Origin of the sequence: Peribacillus sp. Aquil_B1 (genome assembly GCF_022603275.1) — a bacterium.
In the GTDB taxonomy this organism is placed as follows: Bacteria; Bacillota; Bacilli; order Bacillales; family DSM-1321; genus Peribacillus.
Map to the genome: position 1 here is coordinate 23,937 of NZ_JAKXEE010000001.1, position 18,892 is coordinate 42,828.

General features: G+C 38.8%; 18 protein-coding genes. 15 read left to right on the forward strand and 3 right to left on the reverse strand.

The features are described from left to right. The first annotated feature begins 57 nt into the window (after positions 1 to 57). From MPH60_RS00215 to MPH60_RS00240, 6 genes are all read left to right on the forward strand, one after another. Positions 58 to 903 (forward strand): manganese catalase family protein, encoded by an 846-nt coding sequence (locus tag MPH60_RS00215; protein ID WP_034305265.1) that lies wholly within the window; start codon positions 58 to 60, stop codon positions 901 to 903. Positions 904 to 1,087: 184 nt separating this feature from the next. Then, complete coding sequence (locus tag MPH60_RS00220; protein ID WP_241593862.1) at positions 1,088 to 2,068, forward strand: NAD(P)H-quinone oxidoreductase; 981 nt, start codon at positions 1,088 to 1,090, stop codon at positions 2,066 to 2,068. 214 nt (positions 2,069 to 2,282) lie between these two features. Beyond that, on the forward strand, positions 2,283 to 3,050 hold the full coding sequence (locus tag MPH60_RS00225; protein ID WP_241593863.1) for an arylamine N-acetyltransferase family protein: 768 nt from the start codon (positions 2,283 to 2,285) through the stop codon (positions 3,048 to 3,050). A 415-nt stretch (positions 3,051 to 3,465) separates the two neighbouring features. Next, on the forward strand, positions 3,466 to 4,083 hold the full coding sequence (locus MPH60_RS00230; RefSeq protein ID WP_241593864.1) for a hypothetical protein: 618 nt from the start codon (positions 3,466 to 3,468) through the stop codon (positions 4,081 to 4,083). 375 nt (positions 4,084 to 4,458) lie between these two features. Beyond that, on the forward strand, positions 4,459 to 4,602 hold the full coding sequence (gene sinI, locus MPH60_RS00235; RefSeq protein WP_241593865.1) for a DNA-binding anti-repressor SinI: 144 nt from the start codon (positions 4,459 to 4,461) through the stop codon (positions 4,600 to 4,602). Between the two features lie 135 nt (positions 4,603 to 4,737). Next, on the forward strand, positions 4,738 to 5,307 hold the full coding sequence (locus tag MPH60_RS00240; protein ID WP_241593866.1) for a YdhK family protein: 570 nt from the start codon (positions 4,738 to 4,740) through the stop codon (positions 5,305 to 5,307). 523 nt (positions 5,308 to 5,830) lie between these two features. Here MPH60_RS00240 and MPH60_RS00245 read toward each other — a convergent pair. Together MPH60_RS00245 and MPH60_RS00250 are read right to left on the reverse strand one after the other, a co-directional pair. After that, the gene (locus MPH60_RS00245; RefSeq protein WP_241593867.1) at positions 5,831 to 6,667 is read right to left on the reverse strand and encodes an RMD1 family protein; all 837 of its coding nucleotides are present in this window, start codon (positions 6,665 to 6,667) and stop codon (positions 5,831 to 5,833) included. Between the two features lie 156 nt (positions 6,668 to 6,823). Beyond that, entirely contained in the window at positions 6,824 to 7,678 is an 855-nt protein-coding gene (locus tag MPH60_RS00250) for a DUF4915 domain-containing protein (protein WP_241593868.1), read from the reverse strand. A 487-nt stretch (positions 7,679 to 8,165) separates the two neighbouring features. On the opposite strand from MPH60_RS00250, the gene MPH60_RS00255 reads away from it, so the two are divergent. From MPH60_RS00255 to MPH60_RS00280, 6 genes are all read left to right on the forward strand, one after another. Then, positions 8,166 to 9,350, forward strand: a complete 1,185-nt coding sequence (locus MPH60_RS00255) for a glycosyltransferase family 4 protein (protein ID WP_241593869.1) — start codon at positions 8,166 to 8,168, stop codon at positions 9,348 to 9,350. Between the two features lie 20 nt (positions 9,351 to 9,370). After that, positions 9,371 to 9,694, forward strand: coding sequence for a hypothetical protein (locus tag MPH60_RS00260; protein WP_241593870.1), 324 nt, complete (start codon positions 9,371 to 9,373; stop codon positions 9,692 to 9,694). Positions 9,695 to 9,731: 37 nt separating this feature from the next. Continuing rightward, on the forward strand, positions 9,732 to 11,522 hold the full coding sequence (locus MPH60_RS00265; RefSeq protein ID WP_241593871.1) for a glycosyltransferase: 1,791 nt from the start codon (positions 9,732 to 9,734) through the stop codon (positions 11,520 to 11,522). A gap of 244 nt (positions 11,523 to 11,766) precedes the next feature. Next, positions 11,767 to 12,252, forward strand: coding sequence for a PaaI family thioesterase (locus MPH60_RS00270; protein ID WP_241593872.1), 486 nt, complete (start codon positions 11,767 to 11,769; stop codon positions 12,250 to 12,252). A gap of 230 nt (positions 12,253 to 12,482) precedes the next feature. Next, positions 12,483 to 12,938, forward strand: a complete 456-nt coding sequence (locus tag MPH60_RS00275) for a LytTR family DNA-binding domain-containing protein (protein WP_241593873.1) — start codon at positions 12,483 to 12,485, stop codon at positions 12,936 to 12,938. Continuing rightward, positions 12,935 to 13,354 carry a DUF3021 domain-containing protein gene (locus MPH60_RS00280; protein ID WP_241615801.1) on the forward strand — a complete coding sequence of 140 codons (420 nt, stop codon included), beginning with the start codon at positions 12,935 to 12,937 and terminating at the stop codon, positions 13,352 to 13,354. Before MPH60_RS00275 ends, MPH60_RS00280 begins: the two co-directional genes overlap by 4 nt. 65 nt (positions 13,355 to 13,419) lie before the next feature. Here MPH60_RS00280 and MPH60_RS00285 read toward each other — a convergent pair whose 3' ends face one another. Then, positions 13,420 to 15,486, reverse strand: coding sequence for a Na+/H+ antiporter (locus MPH60_RS00285; RefSeq protein ID WP_241593875.1), 2,067 nt, complete (start codon positions 15,484 to 15,486; stop codon positions 13,420 to 13,422). A gap of 368 nt (positions 15,487 to 15,854) precedes the next feature. On the opposite strand from MPH60_RS00285, the gene MPH60_RS00290 reads away from it, so the two are divergent. From MPH60_RS00290 to MPH60_RS00300, 3 genes are read left to right on the forward strand one after another with little or no spacing between them, the layout of a single operon-like run. Further along, a complete protein-coding gene (locus MPH60_RS00290) occupies positions 15,855 to 17,432 on the forward strand; it encodes a spore germination protein (RefSeq protein WP_245406421.1) in 1,578 nt (525 codons plus the stop codon). 53 nt (positions 17,433 to 17,485) lie between these two features. Continuing rightward, on the forward strand, positions 17,486 to 18,673 hold the full coding sequence (locus MPH60_RS00295; RefSeq protein WP_241593876.1) for a Ger(x)C family spore germination protein: 1,188 nt from the start codon (positions 17,486 to 17,488) through the stop codon (positions 18,671 to 18,673). Next, a complete protein-coding gene (locus MPH60_RS00300) occupies positions 18,670 to 18,891 on the forward strand; it encodes a hypothetical protein (RefSeq protein WP_076367809.1) in 222 nt (73 codons plus the stop codon). Before MPH60_RS00295 ends, MPH60_RS00300 begins: the two co-directional genes overlap by 4 nt. Position 18,892 lies beyond the last annotated feature (1 nt).

The following is an 18,892-nucleotide window of genomic DNA, read 5'->3' on the forward strand; positions in this document are numbered from 1 at the left end:
GCGTGGACAGGCGGGTAATAAAAAACCGTACATCATATAAAAAAAGGAGGAGTTAATATGTTTCGCCATCAAAAAGAATTGCAATTTGAAGTTAAGGTAGATCGACCAGATCCGATGCTTGCCCGTCAAATTCAGGAAGTGTTAGGTGGACAGTTTGGGGAAATGACTGTCATGATGCAATATCTTTTTCAGGGTTTTAACTGCCGTGGAGAAGAAAAATACAAAGATATGCTGATGGATATCGGTACAGAGGAAATTGGACATGTAGAGATGCTTTGTTCGCTCATTAGTCAATTGCTTGATGGCGCTTCTCCGGAAGATCAAGCAGAAGCCGCAAAAGATCCTGCTACAGCAGCCATCATGGGTGGAATCAATCCCCAGCATTTGCTCGTAAGCGGTCTTGGGGGACTGCCAACCAACTCGAATGGTGTGCCTTGGAACGGATCTTATATTGTAGCCAGCGGAAATCTATTAGCGGACATGAGATCGAATCTTCATGCTGAAAGCCAAGGACGCCTTCAAGTGGCCCGTTTATATCATATGACCAAGGATGAGGGGGTTCGTGCCACCTTCCGTAAAATGTTAGCCCGTGATCGTTACCACCAATATCAATGGATGGCGGCCATTGCAGAACTTGAAGAGAAAAATGGCGTTGTCGTTCCCGCGTCATTCCCACCGGAAGCGGAAATGGAATCTCAACCGGAAGCGTACGAATTCTGGAACTTGTCAGAAGGTAATGAATCAGCAGACGGACTGTGGGCGACAGGTAGCGCCCCAGATGGTACAGGAGATTTTGTTTATGTAGCTGAACCAGTTGCAAAAGGACAGATTCCTAACCCTAAGGTTCCGGCAGCACAATTGCATCATGACCTGGATAGAAGTCAATCACTTAATAAAAGGTAATAGAAACTTTTCAAAAAAAGCTCGATGGCCCCGAAAGGGTCATCGAGCTTTTTTTATTCTATCAACATGTTTACAACACCTAATTATTTGCTTGTGGATATTTTTTGGAGTAGCATAGTTTCCAACTTCAAGACAAACCATTTTAAAAGTGTGGTCACTAATATAATAGTAAGGAGTGGGATAAATGAAAGCTGTGATAGTTAAAGAACCGGGTGGAGCAGAACAATTACTATTTAAAGATTTTTCCAAGCCCATGCCCGGAAAAGGGGAAATATTAATTAAGGTGAAAGCCTCTGCTATAAATAGAACGGATATTGTTTCACGAGAAGGGAAATCCGGTTATATGGCCAATCCAATATTGGGGATTGAAGTTTCTGGGGAAGTGGTGGAAACAGGGGAAGGTGCAACTATACAAATAGGGACAAGGGTGATGGGCCTTGTAAATGGCGGCGGTTATGCTCAATATGCTTTGATGCCGGCTGATAGAGCGATGAAGATCCCGGATAACTTGTCATTTGAAGAAGCGGCAGCGATTCCTGAAGTATTCTTGACAGCGTACCAAACCTTGTTTTGGTTAGGTGAATTGACGGATCAAGATACGGTATTGATTCATGCTGGCGGAAGCGGTGTAGGCACAGCAGCTATCCAACTGGCAAAAAAACTGACAAAAGCGAAGATCATCATTACAGCCGGTTCAAAGGAAAAATTGGATTTCTGTCACTCATTAGGAGCGGATATCTGTATCAATTATAAAGAACAATCTTTTGATGAGGAAGTAATGAGAGCTACAAATAATCAAGGAGTGGATGTTATCCTGGATTTCATCGGTGCTTCTTACTGGGAGAAAAACCTTAAAAGCATAAAAACTGATGGACGATGGGTACTGATAGGGATCTTAGGAGGAACTGTAGTCGAGAAGGTGAATTTGATGGAACTTCTCTTAAAAAGAGTTCAATTAAAAGGCACTCTATTAACTCCTCGGAGTGATGAATATAAAAAAGAGTTAACGGAAGAATTCGTTACAAAGGCCATGCCGTTGTTCCTCCAACATGAAATCAAGGCAATCGTGGATCATGTCTTCCCTTTTGAAGAGGTACAAAGGGCGCATGAACATATGGAAGCAAATAAGAATTTGGGTAAAATCATCTTACAGGTACATGAATGATTAAAGAAAACAGCTTCGAAGCATGTATGGAGAAGGTTGCCCGGAATTGCGGCATTATTGGGCGGCCTCTTATCCTGGAGCTTCATAAGGAAAAAGTGGAATGTGGGTTTTGTTAAGGGCATATCGTTGAAGAATGAAAGATGTGCAAAGTATAATGAATATATACAAAGTCAAGATGCTCTTCATTGGTATCTGTTAAAATGGGGGAATCGTAATGAATGAACTGAATGCATTATTCAGGAAAAGAATAGGGCTCCAGGAAGATGTGAAACTGACATTTGGGACATTAGATGAAATTCTGGATAAAACTGCGAAAACCATTCCGTTTGAAAACTTATCAATCATGGCATCCCATCTAAGTGATATCAATAAAGCCAATATCATGGACAAAGTCCTTGTGAGGAATGAAGGTGGATTATGCTATGAATTGAATGCAGCCCTCTATTTTTTCCTGAAGGAAAATGACTTTGATGTATTCTTGGTTCGAGGTGTCATCTATAATCAGGGGTGGATGACCATAGGAAGGACCCATGTTACCATTCTATTGAACCATGAGGGCCAAACCTATCTGATCGATACGGGTTTTGGCGGGAATCTGCCTTTAAAACCAGTTCCGTTGAACGGAGAAACGGTCGTTTCCCAAAATGGTGAATTTCGAATAAAAAAAGAAAGTACCGACCATGGAGATCATATCCTTGAATTAAAACTGAAACATAAAGATCGCGATTGGAGAATAGGGTATGCTTTCGATTCTTCAAAACCCGTAGGAAATGTAGCGGAACTTAATGAGGTCCAAACGATCATCAGGGAAAATCCCCAATCGCCATTCAATAAGCATCCATTAATCACCCGTTTGACAAACAACGGGAACATCACTTTAACTGATACATCCTTTACACGGTGGGCTGATGGGGAAGTGACGAAAGAAGAAATAGATGGAACACGATTTAAAGAGTTAATGAAACAGCACTTCGATAGATAGTGGAAAAGGACTGAATAACAAAGGCATCCATACCGAAAGACTGTCCATTCTCGACAGTCTTTTTATGAATATAATGATCGTCGAGATCCCGCAGGTATACTGAGGTGAAGGACGAAACAATTGAGAACGGTCGAATAAAGTGCGTTGAAGGCCGAATAAGTCCGAGAACGGTCGAATAAAGTGCGTTGAAGGTCGAATAAGTTCGAGAACGGTCGGATAAAGTGCGTTGAAGGTCGAATAAGTTTGAGAATGGCCGGATAAAGTGCGTTGAAGGTCGAATAAGTTTGAGAATGGCCGGATAAAGTGCTGTTAAGGACGAAAAAAATCGAGAACGTCCAAAAAAGGCTCGGATGAAATCAACTGGATGTTTTTACTATTCACTAAATAGATTTGAATTCAGTGGGGTGAGAAGGATATGGATAGGAAGAATCGATTGGTTTTTACTAGATTGAATGCTGCTGCTAAACGAAAATTCGATGAAGCGATCACCATTTTGGAATATAGCGTAATGCTCGTGGAGCTCTTTGGATTAGAAGAATTCAATAATATAATTGCCGGACAGTTAAGGCTGATTTTATGTGAAACGAAAAATACGCGCATAAAGCGGGAAAAGGTCACGATTGATCAATCCTTAATAAAGAAAATCAATCCTAATCCAAGATTGTATCCTATTAAAGAATCAATTCAAATGAGCAATGTTCATATTACGGAAGACATCTTCGATTATACTAAACAGAGAATTGAGCTAAAGATTTGGAGAAATCAAATTATCTATAAAACCAATATCGAAGGAAAAATACAGGAAATTAAAATCATTGATTTTATTAAGGAAACGGCTAATAAGATTGGCGGTGCACAAGCTGAATCAAGTTTCCCTAATAAGTCCATTATTTCAGATGGTCATACCAAAATCATATTAATAGGAATAGCGAAAGGATTATTTAAATCCATAGGCAGGGATTATACAAAACATGCCTCCATGAACCTTTCACATATCATGCAAAAAATCGAACAATCAGCTTTGGGAGACTGAACATAAGAAGGACTTTTAGCAAAGTCCTTCTTGCTTGGTTTCCAAGCAAGATCCGTTAGGATGGAATACCTAAAATAACCTCTATCAATAAACCACCTCTTTTTACTTCTGTTAAACCACTCCCGATAGCATGCTGTTCACTTTAATTATTAAGGGTATATAGAAGAATGGGGAATTCCCTGATTAGATAACAAACATTGAGGCCTTATATGTATATGTAAAGACTTATTAAATTTACACTAAAATCCAGCTATAGACGCTTGAGATCATTTATAATGATATTCGGCATATAGTTTCACGTGGAAAAATAGACTCAATATTGAACTTTACCCATACAGATAAATCAACTAAAGATAATAAGAAAGAGATGATGATATGAAGGATTTTGATGAAAACCTTCCTGACGAATGGCTGGAACTGGTACCATTGGCAATGAAATCGGAAGTTACAAAAGAGCAATTCAAAAAATTTCTTCAAGAAAAGTCGAATAGCGATAAAAATAGCGATTGTGGTGGCTAATGAACGCTTAAATTGAGGTAGGACTTCTCATAAAAAAAGTATGAGGCTTCATTTCTTTTGCCACGAGTGTACTCCATATTTTCTGCATATTTAATTGGTAAGATGGATGTAATCATAAGGGAGGTTTTATTCAATATGAAAAAAAGAACAAAATTGCCTATCATCTTATCATTAGTAGCAGCCCTGTTTTTAGTCCTTGGCGCATGTTCCAACAGCGAAGATAAAAGCAAAGAAGAAAAAAAAGAAAAGGAACATAGTGAAATGGACATGAACCATTCTAGCACGGGTGATGTTCCAGAAGGATTAAAAGCTGCAGAAAATCCAACCTATGAAGTTGGAAGTCAAGCGATTATCGAATCAGGACATATGGAAAGCATGAAGGGCGCGGAAGCAACAATAGTGGGTGCCTTTGATACGACTGCTTATTCAATTTCATATACACCTGCAACTGGCGGAGAAAAAGTTGAAAATCATAAATGGATCATTCACGAAGAAATCAAAGATGCAGGTGAGAAAACATATGAACCAGGAGCGGAGGTCACAGTAAATGCTTCTCATATGGAAGGAATGAACGGGGCTGTCGCTGAAGTTGAATCTGCTGAAAAAACGACTGTTTATATGGTCGATTTCACACCGACTGCGGGAGGAGAAAAAGTGAAGAATCATAAATGGGTAACGGAAAGTGAATTATCAGCGTCTGAATGATTTAACATCATGATTTAAAAACGGAAGAAAAAGGGATTGGAATTTTCTTCACTTTGTGACAAGAGTGGATTCGGAATGCTCTCCTCCCGAACCATAATATTCAAACAAGACTAGAGTATCCTTGATGTTTTTTTACAATAAGCCTTATTGGATTGAAGGGATTTGCGACACTCCTGCCGAATAACTGGCTAGCCGAGACCCCACAGGCGCTTGTGCCGAGGAGGCTTGGCAGACAGTCGGGGAGAGTTTGTAAAACCTCGAACGTCGATTTCCACTCCAGGCACTCGCTTTCCGCGGTCGGTCCGGGAGCATCCTCGGCGCCTTTGCGACTGCGGGGTCTCCCCCTGACGCGCTTTTCCCGCAGGAGTCTCGCACCTTCCGTTACAATCAACTTTGTTTTGAAATTTAGATAAAACCTCTTTTGTCTTCAAACGCAAGCATCTAAAAGATGCTTATTTTTTGTTCAACCTACCATTCAGGAATTTTCACCATAATTCTAATATGGATACGATATGTTCAGAATTCATGGAATCCATCCTGCAATTTCTGATATCGTCAGAACGATCTCAAAGACAATGAGGATTACAATGATCCATTCAACGAATAGTCCCCTTATCGAATGGCTGATGTTAGAAAAGCCATCCATAATGTTATATAAAATTTCGGTTTTACTTTTCAGGATTTTATACCGATCATTCAATTCAAAAAAATCAAGCATGCTGTCATAAAATTCGCCGGCAATGCTGCTTGTCCATGTAATATCAGGTTTGTCCAGAATCATGATGTACGCTAGGGTATTATACTCGTGACGTACGATTTTGGCAGTCGTCCTCGCTAGTTCCTTATTACCGATTCTCAACTTGCCTTTTTCCAGTCGGTCTATCATGGCTTCGAGCTTGTCGTGAATTTTTCCGAGTTGTTCCTCAGTTTTTTCAAGTGCCACCGATTTTGCGAGAATGGTGGAAATTAATTCAGGGTAAAAAAATTCATATTTAGGCACAACTACATATTCGTCTGTCAAATTGATGTTTTCAGTTTCACTGAAGTGAAGGCTGTAATCGTCTGTATATCTATCTAAATTGTCGAGATCAATAACCGGCTCGAAAGAATGGATAAAGGATGAAAATTCCTTAATGTCATTCGCGTGTGAGTAATTGATGAAGACAATGCTGCCAAAGGAAAAAACCAGCACCTGCTGTGATTCGTCCACATGTTTATTAAGGATGGAACTTAGAATATCGCCTTTAAGGATTAAAGGCTCTTCCCAGGTGAATTTTTTTGGTATGCCGCAATGAATGGCGATTTTGTTCAAATCGATTTCATTAGTGATTGCAAATGCTTTAAAGGTAATTGGTTCCATCTATATCACTCTCTTCAGCAAATTGGTCTTTTTTCGATTCTATTCTATTCTTTCAAAAACATGCTTGAATAATTCTTGGAGGTAGAAAAAAGTTCACTGACTGTTCAAGTGAATAAAGAAAGAGATCCTTATGAGATAAATAGGATTTCACTGTTTTTAAATAACCAATATTCCATAAATTTCTTCAGAAGGTATATGGATAAAAGATGAAAGTTTCGTAGAGAGGTCATGAACATAAATCCCGCAATCCAGTAATATGTTCGTATGTTTTTTTAATAAAACCGGTATGTGCCTACTCTCACTTTGGCCAATGAACATCGTTTGATTTCTAACTGCTAAACCGCGAGTATAACCAAGGCATTTAAAAATATCTTCCTCATTTCTTTTTACTAGGAATTCACCTGAAACACAATAATACAGCTTATTATCATAATGAAATACGCTGTGAGGTTGAAGTAATTTATCATGACGGATCTTAACCACTTTTCTTTCTTGTAAAGAATATTCTAGAATCACACCTTGGTGGATTGTTTTATTAGGGAAATAACTTGCAAAAGAAAGGAAATTTTTCCTTGGAGGATATGAAAACATCGATACGTATAGCTTATCATTTGCTATATACAAATCGTTGACGTGGCAAACATCGTCATTTTCAGGTGAAAATCTAATTTCATCCATTCTTTCCAAATCGTTTTCCAAATCATAAACACCAATTGAGTTAGTCTTGGTTTCAACAATATAAGCTTTATCATTATCTATTGCTACACCATGTAAATCTAATTCTGTAGATAAAGCCTTGTTCTTAATAACCTTTAAGTTTTCATCCAAAATGAAGATTCCATGAGAATTGGAAATTACGACAAAAGAGCTGCCGTATTTTGTAATGCCTGTGCATCCAACATTTAAAATCTTTTTTATTTCATATTGTTGTTGTTTAAATTGGACTACATATAGACCGCCTTTATGATTGCAGCATGAAATTAATAATTTACCATCATCTATGGGTATCATGTAAGATCGCACCTCATCTTTTTAGACAATTCATTTTCTAATATAGTATGAATATTTATTGTAATGGTGTAGACAAGTTATGGGGGGGATAGTGGACTTTTTTTAACTGATTAAAATGTTTTGAAATGGGCTTTATGCCCTGCACGTTCAAGTCCTATTAATACACTGGTTCATATGCAAGAGGGCGTTTCCGCTAAATGGAACGCCCTCCTTCTTTATGTTGCTGTTTATTTGCCATCCACCTTCATGCCATTACTGATGCACCCAGACATGCATTAATGAAACTTTACAAAAGCCTATAAAAGTTCATGAAAACTTTACTTCCATTTACAGAATTTTCATATTGATGTCAATATTCAGTAACACATGTTTGTTATAATCGGTTGACGGTTTTAAAGGTGATTGGAAAAGAGTCTCTTAAAAATCCTTCATTTACAGATAAGTAGCAGGCCGATTGAAGATGACTGAATAGTAGGAGTGAACAAAAATGGAGGAATCTATAAATCTATATGAGCTTACATTTAGTGAAAAAGATAGATATGTAATCATTACGAATGCTTATCCACATGAAGATCAGTTATATCGGAATGGGTTTATCCACCGAAGAGTCAAGGCTTATCTGGATGAGGGTTTGAAGGTAGATGTCTTTGTTTTGCATCCTGCCTATAAAAAGGCTGAAAAGTATACGTATGAAGATGTGCCTGTTTATCGTGGAACTGAACAGCATCTGCGCATTTTCTTAAATCATAAAGTACATAAAAAAGCTCTTATTCATTTTGTTAATCCAAAAATGGTACAAGCGATAAAAGAAACGAACACAGATTTACCGATTATTACCTGGATACATGGATTTGAAACGGAGGCATGGCATAGAAGGTGGTTTAATTTTCTTGAAAGCCCTGAAAGCTTGCGGAAGATACTTGAAATGTCGGACGACTATTATGTATCACAGCTTTCTTTCATGAATTGGTTTTATCAGACGAATGAGTTGGATACAACCTTTGTTCATATTTCCAAATGGTTCAAGGAACATATAGCGGAATGTGATGCAAGAGCAGAATCAAAAAATTCAGTAATCATTCCTAATGTAATAGATGACAATCTCTTTACCTTTATTGAAAAGCCAGTTGAAATGCGGACAAAAGTTCTTTCAATCAGGCCATACGCTTCGCGAAAATACGCCAATGACTTATCGGTGAAAGCAGTTCTTGAACTATCGAAGAGACCATACTTCGATAAGTTGGAATTTGCATTTTATGGTGATGGAAAATTATTCGATCAAACCGTTGAGCCAATCAGCGATTTTGAGAATGTAACGATTCATAAAGGTTTCCTATCTCAGGATCAAATCGCTGCATTACATAAGGAGTTTGGAATTTTCCTTTGCCCGACCCGTTTGGATTCTCAAGGGGTTTCAATGTGTGAGGCAATGTCGAGCGGGCTAGTGCCGATTTCAACAGATATTACGGCAATCCCGGAATTCGTTAAACATGACGTTTCTGGCCTTCTAACAAAACCTGAGTCTCCTATCGAAATTGCTGATGCAATAGAGCGCTTATATTACAACCCGGACGTATTTTTAAGAGTGTCAAAACAAGCTACTCGGTCGATTAGAGAAAAATGCGCGGTAGATGTTGTTATTAAAAGAGAATTGGAGATTATCCAAGGTTAATGGAAGGGAGTTTTTTCAATATGGACGAACGAAACGAATATTGGAAAACTATGTACGAGGAACTCGAATTACAAATGAAAGACATGATGTCCATGACATTAGAGCTCATAGAGAGCAATGGCATGGAAAAACAAAAAATCATTGAGAACATAACAAAAGAAAACAATATGCTGCGAGATGAATTAGAAAAAAGTAAGATGGCCCAAAAAGAAAATAGTAAGCTAAACAAAGAATTACGAAGACTTAAGTTATTAGAACACAAATTCAACGTTACCTATGCAGGGAAATTCACGTTAAAATATCTTGCGCTTAAATCATCTATTAAAGAACAAATAAAAAAATAAAGATTCATATCAGATTTCAGTCATTGGAGTGAAAACTTTGAATTCACATGAACTAGTTGAAAACAGAAAAATGAAGGTACTTCTATTTGGCTTTATTGACATGAATTCAATGGATGGATCTGCAGTATTTTTATCTTCCTTAGCATCGACCATTGCGCTAGATTCCAACATCGAAGTTGACTTACTTCTAGCTAGCCCGGTCAAACGTGATATCTTAATTCAGCCTCTTGAGAAATTTGATAATATAACCATTCTCAATCCTTTTGTTGATCCTTTTTTCAGTGCCACCGATGATGAGTGGGTAAAAAAAGGTGTCATTGATTTTGATATAGCTGAAATGCTTATAACTCATTATTGGAGTCAAAAGGGATATGACTGGCTATTTGTTAGAAGCATTGAGACTGTTGAAAAAATAGCCAATCATAAGCATATCATAAAGAATACTTTAGTTTATGCTACAGGATTGACTCACATAGGCCAGGATGTTGCTGAAGAAAAATTTGAGAGCATCAAAAATATATATGATCAGTGTGCGTATTTCTTATGTCAAACAGAAGAGATGTGCGAATTTGTCATTGAGATTCTTAATTTGAATAAAGAAAAAAACAAAGTTTCCCTGCTTACCCCGATGATACCAAACATTGAATCAGCAGAAGGGCAGACCCGGTTAAAAAACAAACTTGTATATACAGGAAAGTTCGACCCGGATTGGAAGACCATTCCGATCATTACTGCTTTTAAAGAATTAAAGCGCGAGATTCCGAATCTTTCACTTGATGTTGCGGGGGATAAATTCAAATGGGTTAAGGATGATTCTCATTTTAAGGAAGAAGCGGCATACCTTCTTAAAAATACAGATGGTCTTACATGGTACGGTGCATTGACAAGGGAGAATGCCCAGCAATTAATCGTGAACAGTGATATTGGAATAACCTGGAGAAGTGAGGAAATGGACAGCAGTCTGGAACTGTCTACAAAGCTATTGGAGTATGGGATATTAAGGAAGGCTGTAATAATGAATCCAACCCAAATGCATATAAAGCTTTTTGGCGAAGATTACCCGTTATATGCTGTAACAGAGAAGGATTTTCGTGACGCTGTCAAATTAGTACTATGTAATAAGGATATATATGAGTTTGCGGCACAACGAATGTATCAGGTCAGCAGGCAGTTTTTATTTTCGGAAGCCATAAAAAAACTGCAAGGACTATTGTGGAGCAAACGTATTACAGATTATGTAAATGAAAGTGCAGATATGTTTTATATTGATGAAGATGACTTTGATGAACTGAATAAGCATACACCATCAAATAAAGTGAAAAAATTGCCTGCAGCGTTTAATGTTGACGAAGTTTTCACCTATATTGTCAAAAACATACCTGATGAAATAAAACGAGTTGAAAAACTGTTTAAACTGTCTGGGTATGGTCAAATCATTTCAGCGGAAAAAGCTGGATGTTATACATTTTTCCACATCGATAAAAGGTATGGAAACTTTGAACAAAATTTTCAAAAAAACATGCCATATGTAAAAACCATAGGATTTGAAACCTATGGCAATCCTAAATTAAAACCAAAAGATGTGGAAATTACAATGAAAGAGCGGGCAATTGTCGATAATAAAAACAATGAAATTAAAGTGAAAAATAAAGAATTGGTTAAAGAAGTAAAGCAGTTAAAAAAACGGAACACAGTCCAACTGAAACAAATTACTAAGCTAGAAAAACAAAACCTGGCACTTGGACGTAAATATGATTCACTTTCGAAGTCGAAAATGGGTAAAATGACATTCAAGTATTGGGATTTAAGAAAAAGGCTTAACTTTTAAGAAGGTAAACCTGCAACAAAATAATAGATACACTTCTTAACTATATATATTTTCAAATGAAAGCCCCTGAATGCTGCTTGCTAACAGGGGCTTTTGTCATTTATCGAGAAAAGGAGCAAGGATTCTTGCAAACTTTTTATGTATGTTATCGATTCCTGCAGTATGTATAAAGCTGAAAGCTCAATAAACTATCTGGGAATTCTCTTTAGTGATGTTATAATATTCTGAAAAAGGAGGAGAGATGATGGAGGAGATTGTGGTAAGAGCGATTCAAGATGATTATCCAGATGCATTTGCATGGTGTTATGGATGCGGTCGTTTAAACGAAGAGGGTCATCACTTTCGAACCGGTTGGCAAGGAGAGCAAACAAGGACAATTTATACACCACGTCCAGAACATATCGCAATTCCTGGATTTGTTTATGGAGGCTTGATTGCTTCTTTAATTGATTGTCATGGAACAGGCTCCGCTGCTATTGCATTGCATCGTAAAAATGGTCATGAAGTTGGAGATGGAGTGGAGCCTCCAAGGTTCGTGACTGCTTCACTAAAAGTGGAGTTCGTAAAGCCAACCCCAAATGATGTGCCATTAACAGCCGTTGGGACAATTCATGAGGTTCATCCAAAGAAATGGAGAATCGAAACAGAGGTATTTGCCATCGATGAACTTTGCGCCCGTGGAGAGGTAATCGCTGTGGTGATGCCAAGCACTTTTACAAGCAAAGAGTGATCCGGACCCTTGGAACAGGTCAATGGTAAGCTGATTGATAAAAACAGATTCAAAAGCAGAACAAGATTTTTTGTATTAAAGGGCCGTCCAAATATTGGACGGCTATTTAGTGTATCTGAGTATCCATTTCAAGCATGTTATCACTGTAAAGTTACATGTAACCGGAAATCACAAGCGAATTGTCAAAAATATCAATATACTTACATTATAAGCAAAGGGAGGTCGCAGAGTTGAAAATAAACGTAGAGATAGATAAGGAGATCAAGGCGATAGAGGTGCTTATCCGAAATCACGAATGGAATGAGGAAGTCCAGGAACTGATGGAGCGTTTGAAGGAGAGGAAAAGACCGTATTTTGTCGGCAGGAAAGAAGAAATGCAGCACGTATTTCGGGCAGAGGAAATTATTTGTTTGTTCACAGAGCAAGATTCCATAATGGTGCGGACGAAACAGGGGACTTTCGAAATGAAAGAACGGTTATATGAACTGGAAAGGGACCTTCCTGGTAATCAATTCGTGCGATTGTCCAAGTCAGTGATTGCCAATTTAGATGAGTTAAGCAGATTCGAAGCATCTTTCAACGGGACCTTATGTGTGTATTTCCGATCAGGGGAAAAAGAATATGTTTCTCGGCACTATGTTCAAGGAATCAAGAAAGCATTTCAATGGAAAAGGAAGGGATTATGATGAAAACACTATTATTCCGTAGCTTTGTTGGGATTTGTTTTGGGGCACTCGTGATGGTGCTGACGTGTTTTGGAGTGATCGCTTTTGGGGAGGTCACTGCATTAGACAGTGGAATATTTGTGAAAAACGCGATAGGCTGCATATTATGTGGCTGGTTCTTCAGCACGGCAACAATCTTCTTTGAAAATGAAAAATGGAGTTTGTTATTTCAAACCATCCTGCACTTCTTTACTGTCAGCATTCTTTACTTCCTATTATCTTTCTTTGTTGGTTGGATTCCATTCAGCTTAAAAGGGTTGGCTATAGGAATTGGGATTTTCATACCATTCTATCTGATCATCTGGACCGTATTCTATCTCTACTTTCGCTTCCAAGTGAAAATATTGAATGATGGACTTGATAAAAGAAGAAATTGAGAGTGGATGTGGATTTAAATAAAGAGACACCGTTCCCTGTCATAACGGTGTCTCTAATTCATGTCTTAATTTTGTATCATTATCATTTCATCATAGATTAAGTTTTGTCTAAGCTCAGTTGCTGTTTGCATGGATATTTGCTCATCTTCAACCATTTGCTGAATGATATCACGTTCGATTTGCATGGCAATCAACTGAAAATGACTCACCATCTCTTTAAAGCGATTTGCATCTTTTTCACTTAATGTTCCAAATGGATTCAAATGGCGATTATATCTTTGAATGACAAGCATCACTTCATGACGGTTTTCAGGTGTAGTTTGTTGTTTGAGCATTGAAATGGCTTCCTTTGAAGCCTCTTTTTGGGCTTTACGGAAGTCCCGGATCAGGTCCGCATTTTTAACGATGGAGTCCTCTAATTTCGCTTCCCATTTCTTATCCCATTTGACATTGATCTTTTTCTTGAAAAGAATCGCCTGCAAATTGATCCAAGCCCTCTTCAGCGAAGATTTTTGCATATAATTCAAGGTTCTTGAAAGATACACTTTATAAAGTTCCAAGACTGTTTCAGATATAGTTCCTTTTTTGACTAATCCAGAAACGACTTCCAATTCCTTATGGGCCCCTTGCTCCACTAAATCGCGTATTGTCCGATTATCCGGTCTGTTCGTGATTCCCCGTTCCAAATCAATCAGTTGTTCATTCAAATCTTCCATTACTTGATTGACCGCTTTCTGATTATCGATCGTTGCTTCTTTGCTTAGCTGATCGATCGTTTTATTTAAAACAATTTTATAAGCCTCTTCAGAGGTTAGGCGTTCATCTTTGAATTCAATCGGTGTCTTTACCAGTAATGGCAAGAGAACCGTAGCCAATGTGACGCTTAACAATATAACGCAAGCTGCGATGAACAAGACTGTATTACGCATCGGGAATAAAGTGTCATCTGGCATAAAATATGGTATGGATAAAGCTGTAGCTAATGTAATGGTTCCATGAATGCCGCTAACGGATGTAAGAAATGCAAATCGTGATCTTGAAACATTCTCCTCATCGGTGTCATTATTATCTTCTGGGTGAACCCTGGACATAATGAATTGCTCTAATGGATTCACTCTGTTTTTCGTAAAAGTATCATGCAGAATGTATACCCAAATAAAACGGATCACCAATAATAAAAGAACAATCAAGACACTTATCCCAAAAAGATTACCCCTATTTAAGCTGGACTCAATTTCCTGATAAATACTCGGCAACATAAATCCTAACAAAGCAAATACAAGTCCATTCAAAACATAACCTAATACAGACCATGTATTAGTTGATACAATTTGCAATTTAGTTGTGGAACTCTGAAGGCGATCCCTCTCGATGCCATGAATTACACCTGCAGCAACTACTGCCAAGATTCCGGATACATGGAATTCTTCAGCTACCATATAGATGGCAAAAGGCGTAATTAGTTCAATAACTATAGACATGGAGATTTCTTCAAGTCCACGAACCCGTAAAAATAATCGTAATTTAACAATTAAATAGCCCAATAGGATACCTATAAAGATACCCCCTAAAGCTACAAATATAAAATTAAGCGAAGCATCTTTTATAGAAAATGCTCCAGTTAAGGCAGCTGCCAGGGCAACTTTAAAAGCCACGATTCCAGCAGCATCATTGAAAAGTGATTCACCTTCAAGGATGGGCATCATATTTCCGGGTAATTTCAACCCTTTTGTAATCGATTGTACCGCTACAGCATCCGTAGGGGTAATTGTAGCTGCTAAAGCAAAAGCAACAGCCATCGGCATATCGGGTATTAACCAGTGGATGAAAAACCCTCCTGCAAAAACAGTCACAAATACTAACCCAAAGGCCAATAACAGAATAGGCTTACGCAATTCAAGCATTTCTTTACGGGACGTATTTTTTCCTTCTATAAAGAGTAACGGAGCAATAACACAGATCATGAATAATTCTGAATGAAAATCCAACGATAATTGAAATGGCAATAATGAAAGCACTGCTCCCATGGATATCTGATATATCGGTAGTGGAATACGAGGCCATATGGCATTTAATATTGTAGCGATTATCGTGGACACCAATAATCCGAGCAATGTGATTAAGAATGACATAGAATCTCCCTTATCTTCTAATGTTTTAGTCTGATTGCCCATGAAACTTATATAAAAACAGAGGTATTTTAAAGCAATATTGATCTATGGTCTTCCGTATCTTGTTCAAAGACAATACCTAGCCAGAGACAGTATTTTCGATTAATATGTAGCCTCGGTTTTTGATATACCCCTAAGTTAACAATTACAAACAGGTTATCACAAGGGTTTACGGTTTATTCAAAATCAATTAATAACATAGCTTTTCAATTCTGCTAATGAAAATTAAGTTCATGCCTGGCACAGGATTTTCTGTATAAAATACCCTTAATGAAGAAACATAGAAAAATGGAGTTAGAGCGACCTGCAAAAAAATGGGGGTAACCAGCTTGATTCGTAATGTGGGTAGATTGTTGAGGAAAACGAAAGAAAAAAAATCCAGTGTACAAAATAATTACCAAGATTCCAAGCCTGCAGATGCACTTGATGCGAATTTCATCCGAAATGTAGAAACACTTCGTTCTGTTTATGATAATTGCTCGGATGTCATGTTCCGCCCGTTCTCCATTTTCGGAAAAACACGCGCGATGCTCATTTATATTGCGGGACTCTCAGACATCGAGGCGATAGAACAATATGTGCTATCTCCACTCATGCAAGAGCCATCAAAAGAACCACAGCCATTAAATGACTTTATTGAACATAAAATGCCCGTTCCTAAAGTGGTAAAAGTGCATATGTTGGCGGATTGCATTGAATCGATTTCCTCTGGAAACCCGATCCTCCTATATGAAGGGGAAAGCGATGGATTTTCTCTAGGATTGTCCAAATGGGAAAAGCGGGCGATTGAAGAACCTGTGGCAGAGGGGGGAGTTAGGGGGTCACGAGAGGGATTTATTGAATCTCTAGAGGTAAATACGTCCCAATTGCGACGCATTATAAAAAGTCCTGCCCTTAAAATTCAATCGATGAAGATCGGAACTCTTACCAGGACGAATGTTTCAATTGCTTATATTGATGGACTTGCGGATAAAACACTGATTGAAGAGATTACAACTCGGTTGGAACGAATTAAAATAGACGGTATTTTAGAAAGCGAGTACATCGAGGAAATGATCGAGGACAATCCATTTTCTCCTTTCCCTCAGATCATGTCGACAGAACGGCCGGATGTAGCCTGTGCCAGCTTGCTGGAGGGACGGGCTGTCATTCTTGTAGAAGGAACCCCTTTTACGTTAATTGCACCAATATCCTTCTTTTCTTTGATTCAATCACAAGAGGATTATGCTCAACGTTTTATGGCAGGCACTTTTATCCGTTGGTTACGTTATTTTTTTATGGGATTATCTCTTTTGCTTCCTTCCCTTTATGTTGCTATTTTAACGTTCCATCATGAGGCGGTCCCAACCGCACTCCTGTTAAGCATAGCAGCATCCCGGGAATCGGTCCCTTTTCCTGCAATAGTAGAGGCGTTGGCTATGGAAATTACGTTTGAAGCACTAAGAGAGGCAGGGGTTCGCTTGCCGAAGCAGGTAGGTTCTGCCGTCAGCATTGTTGGAGCGCTAGTGATTGGTCAAGCGTCCGTACAAGCGGGGTTGGTATCAGCTCCAATGGTCATTGTGGTTGCGATTACGGGGATCGCTTCTTTTATGATGCCTCGTTATATTGCCGGAATCGCTTTCCGGATGCTGCGTTTTCCGATGATGCTGCTTGCCGGTACATTAGGACTGCTTGGCATCATGATGGGGATCATCGCCATAGTCATTCACTTATGCAGCTTGCGTTCCTTTGGCGTTCCATACCTAGCGCCACTGGCACCGTTAAAAGGTAAAGAGCTGAAAGATGTGCTGTGGAGAGCCCCTTGGTGGATGATGGATACACGCCCGCGTCTCACGGGGGATTCTAATGTATACCGTCAAGCCCAGGAACAGAGTCCAAATCCAAAAAGGGGGAGTGAAACGGAGTGAATAAATGCTGGAGGCGAACAAGGATAGTGGAGAAAGTAAAGAGGCGTCATTTCATGAAAAGCGTCCTTCTTTTGCTCGTTATTTGTGTAACGACCCCTTTACTAAGCGGTTGTTGGGATCGAATAGAGATCACTGATTTGGCGATTGTCACAGCCGCTGCCATCGATAAGAAGGGTAATAATCAAATCGAACTATCCGTCCAAGTCTTTATTCCAAGTTCAATAAGCAGTGGAGGAGGTCAAGGAGGGAGCAGTCAAGGGGGGAGTGGGGTTACGACAATGGTGAGATATGAAAAAGGCTCCAATATTTCAGATGCATTGTCTAAGCTTCAAAGTAAGCTTCCGCGCAAAGTGTTTTGGGGTCATTGTAAAGTATTTGTATTCGGTGAAAAGTTAGCGAAGGATGGAATTCAAGAGCAGCTGGATTTTTTGCTGCGCCATCCGCAGCCAAGAGAGAAGGCAAATGTGTATGTCAGCAAAGGGGAAGCCAAGCCTATCCTTGAATCTTTGCCACCCCTGGAAAACTATTCAGGGGAAGTGCTTAGAGAACTATCTGATTTACATATTGGGATGCTGGTCACAATGCAGGATTTAGATGAAATGTTAACAGGTAGGCCTCAAGCGGCCGCACTTCCATTCATTAAAATATCGCCTCCGGGGAAAGGGGAAAAGAAATTGCAGGGAATTCCTTACATTTTCGGAACAGCCGTGTTCAAAAAAGATAAAATGACTGGAACGATGACTGAAAAGGAAACTAGGGGGCTATTGTGGTTAAGGGATGAAGTGGAATCATATACCGTGACCATAAAACCCAAAGGGGAGAAAGGGGAGATATCTTTAAGTCCAGTGTCAGCCAAAGTCAAGATCATTCCGCAAATTATCAATGGTGAATGGAAATTGTTGGTGAAGATAAATACAGATGGAGCTGTTATTCAAAATGGAACGAATTTAAACCTTTCAAACCCTAAGTCTCTAAAAGCTGCAGAACGAGTATATCAAAATGATATAGAAAAACGCATCGAGATGGCTTTTATGCATACTCAGGATAAGAAAGCGGACATTTTAGGATTGGGGAAAGATTTTTATAGGAAATATCCTAAACAGTTTAATGAGGTAGATAACCACTGGGATGAGATATTCGCGGAAATGGAAGTGGAAGTTGATGTTGCGGCCCATATTCGAAGACAGGGCTATATAAACAAACCGGCGGGTTTGTCTGAGAAAGAGGTGAAGGACAAGTGAGATGGGGGGCTTTTATTTGTACAACCGTGATCGTAGCTTTAATCATTTTGTTTGAATGGCCGAAAATGAAACAAAATCCTAAAAAAGATAAAGTGGCCTTTCTTACACTGCTCCTCACTGGCTTGGTTCTGTCCATGTTCAATCTCCCACAGATGTCAGGACCCACTCAATGGGTGGAAACTCTTTTCAGGCCATTTGGAGAGTTTATGGAAAAGTGAG